The organism is Candidatus Saccharimonadales bacterium (assembly GCA_035457485.1).
Taxonomy (GTDB): Bacteria; Patescibacteriota; Saccharimonadia; order Saccharimonadales; family EFPC-124; genus DATIBO01.
The window spans coordinates 739,826-751,211 of the sequence record DATIBO010000006.1 but is presented as its reverse complement, the minus strand read 5'-3'; the positions used below and the strand labels follow the sequence as shown (position 1 = coordinate 751,211).

Annotated in this window: 14 protein-coding genes; 5 read left to right on the top strand and 9 right to left on the bottom strand. The window is 46.6% G+C overall.

Translation table 11 applies throughout. From position 1 onward, the window contains the following. Nucleotides 1-29 precede the first annotated feature (29 nt). Both pyrH and VLA77_04330 read left to right on the top strand, forming a co-directional pair. Complete coding sequence (gene pyrH, locus VLA77_04335) at nt 30-743, top strand: UMP kinase (protein HSE29784.1); 714 nt, start codon at nt 30-32, stop codon at nt 741-743. Nucleotides 744-780: 37 nt separating this feature from the next. Then, nucleotides 781-1,824: a hypothetical protein gene (locus VLA77_04330; GenBank protein HSE29783.1), complete on the top strand. Its 1,044-nt coding sequence runs from the start codon at nt 781-783 to the stop codon at nt 1,822-1,824. Here the strand turns inward: VLA77_04330 and smpB are convergent. The 4 genes from smpB to VLA77_04310 form a co-directional block, all read right to left on the bottom strand. Further along, nucleotides 1,813-2,283 carry an SsrA-binding protein SmpB gene (gene smpB, locus VLA77_04325; GenBank protein HSE29782.1) on the bottom strand — a complete coding sequence of 157 codons (471 nt, stop codon included), beginning with the start codon at nt 2,281-2,283 and terminating at the stop codon, nt 1,813-1,815. The genes VLA77_04330 and smpB overlap by 12 nt on opposite strands. Before the next feature lie 115 nt (nt 2,284-2,398). After that, entirely contained in the window at nt 2,399-2,932 is a 534-nt protein-coding gene (locus VLA77_04320; protein HSE29781.1) for a hypothetical protein, read from the bottom strand. 203 nt (nt 2,933-3,135) lie between these two features. Next, nucleotides 3,136-3,915: a hypothetical protein gene (locus VLA77_04315; protein ID HSE29780.1), complete on the bottom strand. Its 780-nt coding sequence runs from the start codon at nt 3,913-3,915 to the stop codon at nt 3,136-3,138. A 254-nt stretch (nt 3,916-4,169) separates the two neighbouring features. After that, on the bottom strand, nt 4,170-5,354 hold the full coding sequence (locus VLA77_04310; GenBank protein ID HSE29779.1) for a glycosyltransferase: 1,185 nt from the start codon (nt 5,352-5,354) through the stop codon (nt 4,170-4,172). Nucleotides 5,355-5,389: 35 nt separating this feature from the next. Here VLA77_04310 and VLA77_04305 point away from each other — a divergent pair, with 35 nt between their 5' ends. Next, nucleotides 5,390-6,616 carry a glycosyltransferase gene (locus VLA77_04305; GenBank protein ID HSE29778.1) on the top strand — a complete coding sequence of 409 codons (1,227 nt, stop codon included), beginning with the start codon at nt 5,390-5,392 and terminating at the stop codon, nt 6,614-6,616. Here the strand turns inward: VLA77_04305 and VLA77_04300 are convergent. After that, entirely contained in the window at nt 6,588-7,418 is an 831-nt protein-coding gene (locus VLA77_04300) for an alpha/beta hydrolase (GenBank protein HSE29777.1), read from the bottom strand. The genes VLA77_04305 and VLA77_04300 overlap by 29 nt on opposite strands. Next, complete coding sequence (locus VLA77_04295) at nt 7,415-8,452, bottom strand: beta-galactosidase (GenBank protein ID HSE29776.1); 1,038 nt, start codon at nt 8,450-8,452, stop codon at nt 7,415-7,417. Before VLA77_04295 ends, VLA77_04300 begins: the two co-directional genes overlap by 4 nt. Before the next feature lie 82 nt (nt 8,453-8,534). Here VLA77_04295 and VLA77_04290 point away from each other — a divergent pair, with 82 nt between their 5' ends. Further along, nucleotides 8,535-9,785: a glycosyltransferase gene (locus VLA77_04290; GenBank protein ID HSE29775.1), complete on the top strand. Its 1,251-nt coding sequence runs from the start codon at nt 8,535-8,537 to the stop codon at nt 9,783-9,785. Here the strand turns inward: VLA77_04290 and VLA77_04285 are convergent. Next, nucleotides 9,778-10,053 (bottom strand): hypothetical protein, encoded by a 276-nt coding sequence (locus VLA77_04285; protein ID HSE29774.1) that lies wholly within the window; start codon nt 10,051-10,053, stop codon nt 9,778-9,780. The two genes, VLA77_04290 and VLA77_04285, sit on opposite strands and share 8 nt — an antisense overlap. A gap of 156 nt (nt 10,054-10,209) precedes the next feature. Here VLA77_04285 and VLA77_04280 point away from each other — a divergent pair, with 156 nt between their 5' ends. Continuing rightward, entirely contained in the window at nt 10,210-10,428 is a 219-nt protein-coding gene (locus VLA77_04280) for a hypothetical protein (protein ID HSE29773.1), read from the top strand. Between the two features lie 93 nt (nt 10,429-10,521). Here VLA77_04280 and VLA77_04275 read toward each other — a convergent pair whose 3' ends face one another. Together VLA77_04275 and VLA77_04270 are read right to left on the bottom strand one after the other, a co-directional pair. Then, a complete protein-coding gene (locus tag VLA77_04275) occupies nt 10,522-10,752 on the bottom strand; it encodes a hypothetical protein (protein ID HSE29772.1) in 231 nt (76 codons plus the stop codon). Nucleotides 10,753-10,794: 42 nt separating this feature from the next. After that, nucleotides 10,795-11,382 carry a cob(I)yrinic acid a,c-diamide adenosyltransferase gene (locus VLA77_04270; GenBank protein HSE29771.1) on the bottom strand — a complete coding sequence of 196 codons (588 nt, stop codon included), beginning with the start codon at nt 11,380-11,382 and terminating at the stop codon, nt 10,795-10,797. Nucleotides 11,383-11,386: the final 4 nt, after the last annotated feature.

The window sequence follows — 11,386 nt, the reverse complement described above, 5'->3', positions numbered from 1 at the left end:
TTTGGGTAAAGTTTGCTACACTTAATCTCATGAAACTTAAATATACTCGAATTTTGGTGAAAATTTCGGGCGAGCAACTTGCTGGCGCCGATGGCTCAGGAATAAACAAAAAGATTGCAAAAAGGATCGCTGCCGAAGTTGCCCAGGCAATCTCGGTGGGTACTGAAGTTGTGATTATGGTGGGCGGTGGTAATTTTATTCGTGGAGCTCAGATCGAAGGGTCCGGAATAAAGCGCGTGACGGGCGATTTTATGGGAATGCTAGCAACCTTGATTAATGCAATCGCGCTGAATGATATTTTCGCTGAAAACAGCGTTCCGTCGAGGATTTTAACAAGCATTGTCGCTGACCAAGTCGCCGACCAATACACTCAGCGCCGCGCACTTCATCAGCTTACAAAAGGTCGCGTGGTTATTTTAGGTGGTGGCGTTGCTCGCCCTTACCTAACTACTGATACAGCCGCTTTAAACTTGGCACTCGAACTTGACTGCGACCTTGTGTGTAAGATCACAAAAGTCGATGGAGTCTACGACAGAGATCCTGTAAGGTTTGCTGACGCTAAGCTCATTCCGGAGCTAAGTTTTACAAAAGCAGTAGAAGACGAAAATATTCGTGTCATGGATAAAGCTGCGCTTGCACTAGCGCTTGAGTATAAAATGCCAATCGTAGTTTGTGATCTTGACCAGCATGACAATCTTAAAAAAGTCGCTTTAGGCGAAAAAATTGGTACGTTGATTTCTTGATTTTGTAGTCTTTCGGGCGTAGAATCCTTGCAGATTTATGTCACGGCCAGAATCCGAAGTCTCTTTTTACAAAGAGCAAGCTTTAAGTGTGTTTGAACCCTCGCCCGAGGTTGTTAAAGCCGTTGATGGTATTGTGAACCAAATGGAGGCCGAGGCGCGTGCTGCCGGCAAGGAACCTAACGGTAAATATAGGTATATCGAGAGGCTTAGTAGAGGTATTGACCGTAATCCAAGAACAGGTGTTAAATACGCGCTGTTTACTGATCCGGATCGCCAAGAAGTTAACTCGGATACTGAGGCAATTTTGGTGCCGGGACCATTTGCAACAGACCTAAAAACCATGGTTTTGATTGGCGAGATGACCCGTAGAATCGCCAAGTTCGCCGATTGCCGTGATAGGTTTGGCAGAGTTTTACCGGTTATCATGTTTTCGGCACCGGTTGCAGACGCAGGAGTTAGGCTAAACTCTAGCCAGGTCAGACAGGTAAAAATGGGCAATTTTAGACCAATTGCCGAAAAATACCTCGAAACTACCGAAGAATTTATCCCCGGCCTAGAAAAAGTTCATATTATGGGTGTCTCGTTTGGCGGCGGCATGGTACCGGTTTTAGCGAACCTTGCGGTCGAATCAGGCAAACAAGTCGGCGGACTTATCATGGGCGTGCCTGGCAATATGAAACAAGGTCGCGGAATCATCGACCTAACGCAATGCTTTGCCAGTGAGGGTGCTGCCATGTCTCCCTACTTAAACAATCATCGGCAAGGTGTTTTTAGAAAAACCGAAGTTGCCGGTGTCGGTGCAATGATCCGCCAGGCTAGCAACAACTTGGCATTACTACAGGGCTTGGCAGCTGGAAGCTTTTTTGAAGATCTTAGTGTTTTTAATAAACGTTGCCCTAACGTGCCCTCGTACATGTTTTTTACCGACGGCGACACAGTAGCTAGAACCGAATATGCAACTGATAAATTAGGTGCTTTCACCAACCTGAACGCTGCTACTTTGCCAACCCGCGAAAGGCATGGTGTTGTTTACAATCAGCACATTTTGGGCCAGGCTATTTTAACTGCTCTATCCAAGTGATCTTAAAACTCGTTTGTTTTCTCGCTCGGTGTCGCGTTTTTTAATCGTTTGGCGTTTGTCGTACTGTTTTTTACCCTTACCAATTGCGATTTTAAGTTTTATGAAGTTTGTTTTTGTGCTCATACTTAAAGGCACTACTGTACTGCCTTGATTCTTTGCGGCAATGATTTGTGCAATCTCGCGTTTTTTTGCTAGTAACTTGCGCGGACGGGTGTCGACGGCGGTTGTTGATTTGCCTGGCTCGGTGTGAATTACCGAAAAACTAGCGTTAGTAAGCCAAAGTTCGCCATCTTTTACGTTTACGTAACTACCTTTTAGGGTTACACGATTGTTGCGGGCAGCTTTAACCTCTGGGCCGGTTAAAACTATGCCCACGCTAAATTCGTCGCTCAATGCGTAATCAAACCGAGCGCGGCGGTTGTCAATTATATTGGCGGTTGATTTAGCTTTCTTCTTCATCTGATGTAAGTATATCTTAAAATAAAAAAATCCTCGATACCGAGGTGAATAATTTTAGGCTCGTTTCCGCGAGCGCCTAGGCGGGTGCCAGGGCGCTCGCGGCCAACGAGGAGACTTAGTTTGTGGGCCACTGACCCGCGGCCTTGAGCTCGTCAATGACGAGCCCGCCGATCATGGGGACCGGGCACGCGGACGGATCCGCGAAGACCTGGAAGATCGTGTAGCGGCCGTTGTCGACCGTCACGCCCTGCTCCATCAGCTGGGCGCTGTAGAGCTTCCAGCTGATGTTGCGGGGGTTCGCGGTGTCGACCTTGCCGAACCATGCGGCGAACTGCTCGTCACGGTGACCGTTGAAGTCGAAGGTGATGATGAAGCTGTTCTTGCCTTTGGGGGTAATCGTGGCGTCGATCGAGAACGTCAGGTTGCTAGCTCCCATCTGCAGCCACTCTCCGTTGTGGAAGTTGCTGCTCTGCAGGGGGATGTTCTCGCAGTTCTCGATGCCTGCCGGCGCCGGGCTCGGGTTGAGTGCGGCGTACGGCGTAGCGACCACGGGGGTCGACTGGACGGGCTCGTTGGCGGTGTCGGCGCAGGCGGCCACGAGGGCAGCCGAGGCCAGCAACATGCCAACGTTGCGGATGATCCGGTTCACAATGTCTCCTCAGATGGGAAGTTTCTGTCGAAGAGTAGGGTTACCCTCCAACGTGATAAATACTATAACATGTTTATGTTAAAAAAGCAATGATTATGTACATAAATACACCTCTGTTAGCAAATAATTATGATCTGTTAAATAATTTCATGGGCTTTTGCGCCCGCAGTGACCCTTTTTATGGGGTTTGCGGGCGCAGCCTTTTAGCTTTCGAGCAGTTCGTACAGCACAGTTCCGACGCCTTCTGGGTACTCCGGTGTCATGCAGTGACCGTGACGCGGAACCTTGCTGAGGATCCGGCGCGAATACATCGTACCGGATGCCAGCATCCAGCGACCACTTGCATTCGCGGTGTTGATCCGGTCGTCGTACTCCCCTGGAGCGCTGACGAAGATCACCCGGCGAACCTTGCCGACGAGCTCGCCCGGTTGAACCGGTTCGAAGCTGCGCAGGTACTCCATCATGCCGAACGCCATTGGCGACGTCAGATGAGTGCTTCGTTCGTATGCGGCCTGGCTGGCCGGCATGCGACTGGCGTCGGTGGTTATCCAGTTGATCGAAGCCCTCTGACCGAGCTGCATCAGTGCGGTGAGGCCGGGGCCACCGTGCATGATCGATCCGATGATCGTCTGCCACGGCCGCACGTTGGAAGGGCTCGCCGGGCCAGCGTTGATGACCCAGGTGTCGATCGTTGCTCCGCGGCGCAGAGCTCCCAGAACGATTGGCGCACCCATCGACTCACTGTAGACGACCTCGGGTCCGTGTTCTCGGATGAAGTCTCGCACAGCCAGCTCGGCCTGCGCTCCGTCGAAGCGACCAGGCGCGTACTGGATACCAGCGGTCGCGTAGGGTCGGGTCCAGGGGGCCAGGATCTCGTGCAGGGACTGCGAGTTGCCGTTGTAGCCCGGCACGAAGAATAGATCCGCGTGTCCGTTGGACGATCGGAAGATCGTCGGCCGCGTCGGCGTAACGAAGTCCGCCATGCCTACGCCGTTACTGACGAAAAGCAGACAGATGACCGCACCGACAGCTACCCCGATCCTCCCAACCGGGTTTACTCGCCCGAACATCATGCACGCGTGGTATAGTCCCACGACGCCAAGTCCGGCGAGTTGCATGCCCAGAATTGTTCTCTGGGCTGTGCTCCAAAGCATGGAGCCACCTCCAATGTAGGACAAAGCTAAAAGGTACTCTTAGAGCTTACATACTATATAATATTTTGCACAAAAAGTATAGGTTATTTAGAGGCGAACTTTTTATAAAGATCAGTGATTGTTTGGCTGTAAGTTTGCTCTGAAAACTGATCTTTATTGACTTTCGCGGCCTCAGCTAGGGCTTTGATTTTGCTTGGATCTTCAACTAATTCTTTAATCGCTCGTGCAAGTTGCTTTGGTTGGTCGCCAGACAAATACCCAGCTTTTTTAAGGCTGTCGTTTAAGTTTGGGTCGCAGTAAAGCACTCCCCTGTCTCTGCTCAGTGCTTCGGCGATAATCATTGGCTGGTTGTCGTAGCCGCTTGATGAGATCACGACTAAGCTGTCTTTATCCATAATTGTGACCGTTTGATCTTGCGTTAAACGTCCATGGAATTTTATATTTTTTGCTCCCTCGGCCAATAGCTTGGCTTTTTCGAGTAGCGCACCCTCGCCAATGATATCGACAAAAAACGGTATTTTAGTTAACTTGTTTGCAATTAAAACTGCTTCGATAAATTCTAAAATCCTCTTCTCTGGCTCTATGCGCGATGGCCAAACAAACCGAACCACTTCTGGTAGAGGTCTTGGTGCGAGCTTACTGATTGCTGTAACCGGGTTAGGAACCACAAAACCAGGTTTTTGGTCGCGCTCAGGATTTAGTGCTTCGAACATATGCTTTGATGGGCAAATTAAAACGTCAGCTCGCTTGTTAACCACTGTTCGGATACTACGCAGGGCGCGCGAAGCACTGTCCTCGCCCGGAATGCTGTCGACCATTTTTAGGTCTGTTCCAAACAAAAATCTGTAAAAAATTTGAATAACTTTTGCTTGGAGTCGCGGAATCGGATAAGCGGTTTTCCAGGAGTAAGTGTGTGAAGTATAAAAAACAGGAATTCCCAGCTCGTTGCCTGCCCACATCGCGGTCTGCGCTAGACCAAATTCGGTTTGAATATGAATAACATCAATTTTGCGCTTTGAAAATTCTTTTAACAAAAAGCTTTTTAACTTTTCCGATGGCGATACTACCGGGAAACCTAGGCCCGGCATATTCCTACTGGTCACTCTAATAACGTGACTATCGTCAGTGGGCTCTGCTTTATCGTACTTTGCTGTAAATACAAAAACCTCGTTACCGCTGTTTTCGAGCGCTTTACGCTGATTAACCGTGGAAGTCTGTAAACCCCCAAGGCTAGGTAAATAAAAGTCTGTAACTAAGGCTATTTTCATACGCTTTGGCTATATTATAATATACAATACAAGATATGCGTATTGTTCTTGCATGCGATTTATACTGGCCGGCGATTAACGGAATAGCAACTTTTACCCGAAACTTAGCTAAGGGTCTGTCAGCGCGTGGCCATGAAGTTTTGGTGATCGCACCTTCGCAGGATGGTAAAAAATTTGTCGAAACTGACGACAACTACCAGATTGCGCGAACAACTTCTATCCCCTTCCCGTTTTTTCCCAATTACCGCATGGTTTTGAATCCTCAGCCAGAGGTTAAAAAAATAATTACGGACTTTAAACCTGACCTCGTTCATATCCAAACTCCGCTCGGACTGGGTTTAGCGGCTCGTAATTCAGCTCGAAAACTTAATATTCCTGTCGTCGCCACTAATCACGCGATGCCCGAGAACGTCCAAGACAATCTTAAGCAAATGAGGTTGATGGCGCCCTTTGCTGAACCGCTTGCAAGTTTAGTTAAAGAGTACGGTTTGCGTTTTCATAGTAACGTTGACTATATAACTATGCCAACCCAGGCTGCCGTTAAAATGTTTTTAGATGAAAAAGAGTTCAAGATGCCGCTCGAGGCAGTTTCTAACGGAATTGATTTGAGTCGCTTTTCGCCTGGCGAGGTAAAGGCGCAGTTTAAGAGTTACTTCGGAATCCCAAAAAATAAACCAATAATTTTATATGTTGGTCGCGTTGACGGAGAAAAACACATTAGCACCTTAGTGCGTGCTATGCCAAAAGTTTTGGCCGAGATAGATGCACACTTGGTGATTGTTGGACATGGTAATGATGCCGAAAACCTGCGCGAGCTTATTCGCGAATTCGACCTACTTAGTAATGTAACAATGACTGGCCGAGTTGACGACGAAGACTTGGCGCCACTTTACAGATGCGGAACTGTTTTCGTAATGCCCTCACCTGCCGAACTTCAGTGCTTAACTTTGCTTGAGGCTATGGCGACCGGTTTGCCATCGGTTGCAGTTAACGCCGGTGCCCTGCACGAACTTTGCCAAGATGGCCTGAATGGTTATTTGTGTAAACCTGATGATTCTAAAAGTATGTCTACAAAAATCATAGCGATCTTAAAAGACGAAAAACTTCAATCTAATATGGGGGTTCAGGCACTTAGAATTGCCAAAACTCATGATCTGGAATTTACCCTAACTCGATTCGAAGAAATTTACGCCGAGGTTTTAAAAAACTACAAGCCACGTAAACCGTTTTCGGCTAAGTTAAGAAGTTTCGTATCGAGCTAGCAGCTTCGGTTGGCGCCTCGTGATGAATCAGGTGCCCAGCTTTAAAAACAACCAACTGGGCGTCAGGAATTATTTTTACTAAGTTGTGCTGACTTCTTAAGGGTGCAATTTTATCAAGCTCGCCTGCGATCATTAGTGTTGGAACCTTAATGACGTCAGCTTTGTCGCTCGCAGTATTTTTTGTGCTGGCTTCAAAAGCTTCACGCAAAGTGTCGCGATCTTGAAAAGTACTAAAGTATTTTAAATGATTTTCGTGGATAAATTTGCGCAGCGCTTTATCTTTGGTAGTTGTCATCAATAAACTGGCGCCAAATATGACGATTTTGCTTCGTAGCATTTTTTCGCCCATTTTTTGTGGTAGTTTTTGCCCTAGCCAATAATATAAAACTGCAATCTTAGTGGCTACTTTTTGCGGGCCCTTTAGCGGGGGTTCGGCGATAGCGTTAATCAAAATCAATTTGCTGATTGCGTTTGGGTTTTTTGCTGCAAAATGGCTGACTATAATTGATCCAAACGAGTGACCCAATAAAAAGGGCTGTTCGGGCGCTACTCGTTTGATAAATTCTTTTAAAAAGTCGCAGTAACCGTTTATTGTATGTGGCTTGTTTTTAAGCGGAGTCGATTCGCCAAAGCCAGGGAGATCAGGGATGATTATTTTAAAGTCCGGCAAACGGTCGATTATCAGCTGCAAGCCATGATGCGTCCCCCTAAAACCGTGGATCATAACCAAGGTCTTAGGCTTATCGGCATTAAAAACCCAATACTTGACAGTGCTTCCAAAGATGTTGATCTGATTTTTCATGGGGCGTTTAATTGTTCGCGAACTTTCTCCCAGATACTAGCATCCCCGTTTACTTTGCGCCAGTACCACCATTCGCCGCCCCAAAGACTAATGTCCGGACTGCCGATGCGTCGCCCAAAATCAAACGACTTAGGAATTTGGTCTACGCTCATGGATCGGTTTTGTTCTTCGATGCTTAAGTTCTTAGTTTCTTCGGGTCCCCACGGCTCCATCTGTAATTCGTGGATAAAAATGTCGCGATTTTTGGTTAGTTTAATTACTTCAGCTCGTAATCGGTGATACCAAATTGGAGTCGGGTACAAAATATAACCATTTGGCACGGTTTTGTCGTTCCAGAGCCAGCGATAAACTGAGTAGCCGTATTTGTCTGGCACCGGTTGGTTTACCGGTATGCCATGCTGGTCGCTTAGACTCATGTAAATAGGGTGGTTTGGATCCCATTGTTTTACAAAATTAAACTCTTCTATTAAACGCTCTCGATCGGGCTCGCGGCAAGTTCCAAACCAATTGTTTACCGCTTCGTTTTCTAGTTGATAACTTTCGAGTGCAGGGTGATTTTTGTACCGGTTAACCACGATTTCCATGTAGGCATAAAGAGCTTGCTTCCACTCGTGGCCGCCTAGTAAATGTGCCCAACCGGGTTCGTGGCATTCTGGCCAGCGCGGCTGACGCATACCTATAGACAAACTCACTTTTGCGCCGCGCTTTGCTGCTTCGTCCATTTGCCAATCTAGTGCGCTAAAATCGAACTCACCGCGTTTTGGCTCGTGTGCACTCCAGTAACTAACTAGCCTAAAATTGCGTATTTTTAGATCATCTAAAAGCGCCAGGTAATTTTCGCGCCAGTCAAGATCATACTCTTCGGCTCGTTCTTTGACGAAACTTACGCCATATCTTGGGTTTTTTACAGGAGTAAAGACAAACGCATACAACAATGCGAAAATTACAAAAATTGTGCCTAAAATTGCCAAAATAACTGCAACAACTCTAACCCATTTTTGCTTAGTAAATTTTACTGGTTTTGGTTTTTTCATTTGATTATATTCTAGCAAACCGTTAGCGGTTTGGGGAGTTTCGGCTTCTTAAACCACCTGACGAATGCTATACTAAGAGTAAATGAAAATCGGAATTTTTACCGATACATACCATCCGTCAATCAACGGGGTAGTGTCGGTTGTAGATATCTTGCGCCATAACTTTACCCTATTGGGTCATGAGGTGTTTGTGTTTGCGCCGGGCGAAGGCTTACGAATCGAACAGACAGCCGACGTTCATGTTTACAAATTTCCCACTTTTAAGGGCGGTCTTTTCAACGATTTAAACACGCCGCTGTTTTTTCCGCCAATGCTTTTAAATGATATTAAAAAGCTTGATCTTGATGTGATTCACTTTTTGACACCCGGCCAGGTTGGCTTAATGGGGCTTTACGCAGCGCATGAGCTAAAAATTCCGGTTGTCAGTGAGTATTGCACCGATCTGTTTGAGTACGTTGAACACTATCCTTTTGCGTTGCCAGTTTTGATTACCGCGCTTTTGCTTTTGCCACTGGCAATCCCCATGACCAAAGATCAGTTATTTGAGCTTTATCGATCCAGTAGGCCGCGCCTCGGTATTGGCAAATGGAATAAAAGCCTGATTCGTGACTTAATGACAATCCTTCACAGTAGTTGCAATACGGTGATCGTGCATTCCAAAAAGAGCGCGCGCCAGTTGGCATCTTGGCAAAAAGATGAATTTAATTATCGAACTTATTTGATCCCTACAGGTGTAGATCCATTGCCTAAGGCAAACCAGACAGAGCGAGATGAATTTTGCAAAAAGTATAAAATTTCTCCAACTGACGAGGTTGTAATTTATGTAGGGCGCTTAAGTCAGGAAAAAAATTTAGATCTGTTGATCGACATGATGCCTGATTTAATCAAAAAGCGTCCAAATGCTAAGCTGATTTTTGTAGGTGATTTTGATTACCGCGAGACGCTCGAGAGAAATGCTAAGAAATCTAATAATGCTAGAATAATTTTTACCGGCAGAATGCCACGCGAAAAACTCGGAATTCCGCTAAGTATTGCAAAGGTCTTTGCTTTCCCGTCGCTCAGTGACACTCAGGGGCTAGTCTTACACGAGGCTGCATTGGCGGGCGTGCCAATTGTAATGTGCGATCCGTTAGTGAGCGAGGTCGTTAAAAATGGCGAGAATGGCTTTTACTGTAAAAACAACGCCAAGGATATGGCCAACAAGATTGCAGCAATCTTAAATGATGACAAGTTGCAAAAAAGCATGTCTGCGAAGGGTAAAATTATTGCTGGCAGGTTATCCGAAAAAGCTCAAGCTAAAAAGATTATTGATCTATACAAAAAGATTAGCTAGTAGTTGTAGCGGATTCTAGGTCGAGTGGGCGCATTTGCGGTTGATGGCCGATTGCCATTGTGATCGCTTTTTTAGCCATCTTAGATGTCACAAAAAATGGAGCCGAAACCTCAATCTGTGCCATAACTTCGGCAGGGATGTTGTGCTCTCTACCCCAAGCTCCCGGCTTCTCCCATTCGTAGCCGTAATTTACACCACTCATTGATTCTGCCACCGCATCTTTAGGCGCGTCCATTTCCCAGGGACGGCTAGCTGATTCTACTGCCATACTACTCCTTTAAAAAAGACGCCGTGAGCGCCCAATTGTTTTTACTCGCGAATAATAGCTGGTGGAGAGCTCACGCCGAAGCGGAACTCCCCACAAACATACTAATAGTCTATGCCCTCGTTTGCAAGAGTTATTAATAAATCTTAGAATGTCAGAATGAACAAAAATATTTTTAAGAAAATTCTTGGCGGTGTGATTATTGTTATGGCTCTGGCTGCTATTATATTTGTCGCTAGTCAGATATTAGCGCAAAAATGGGACTGGTTGATTGTTATAATCCCTGCGGTGGGGATTGCAATCGCAGGGATTATGCTAGTTGTGGATTATAAATTCAGCGATGCTATGGAATCAATCAAAGATGTTTTGGGTTTTTAAGTCTAACTGCAGGGCTGCTCAATATCACGAATGATTATGAGCAGCCCTGTTTTGATGATTGTCAGATCCGGCTTTCGTCAGATCCTCGTACCATCAGCGCTGGCCACTGCCACCGCGCCGGCGGTTCGAGCTGTCGGTGCCGCTCCGCAGGTGTGAGCTCTGCTGCTGTCGCTGCTGACTCCTCCCGCTGCGGTACAGCGAGGAACCCGCGTCGAAGGTCTTCTTCGGAACGCCGCCGCTCGTGCTGCCAGCCCCGAAGATCATGCCGATGATCCCGAGTCCCGCTGCCGCCTGGCGTACGCGATCCTTGCCAGCCTTGGCCATTTAGCCACAACCTAACCCCCAGTGAGCTACTTACAAAGTATCTTAATAGTCTATGCCCTCGTTTGCAAGGTATTTTTCGTCAAAATGATGTTTTATTTTTACCATGTTTGTAACAATATCGGTTTTTGGTAATAATTCTTTAGGGAAATTTCTGCCTGTTAGGCATAGACTTGTGTTCGCCTGGCGCGCGTCGATTAGTTTTTCTAAATGTTTTGCGGTAAGTAAGCCATCTTTTACGGCGTTGTTGATCTCATCGCAAATTACAAGGTTAAATTCTCCACTTTTTACGCTTTTAAGTGCGAATTCGTAAGTTTGTAACGCTGCGTTCCTATGGTCGTCATTACTCACCTGTTTTGCGCTGAGCGCTCCGGCGTTATAAAAACCTTTTCCACCTTTGTAGAACACTAATTGATCGCCCATAACGGGTATGATTTTGTTGAAAAACTTGTGCTCGCCTACTTCCCAGTGTTTAATAAACTGCACAAAAGCAACACGCCAATCTGTGCCGAGGGCGCGACACATCAAGCCAATGCTAGCGCTGGTTTTGCCTTTGCTGTCGCCAGTGTAAACTACCACAACGCTGGGTTTGGTTTTGTAATTCTTAAATTCTTTATCTGTTTCTAGGGCCATTGTT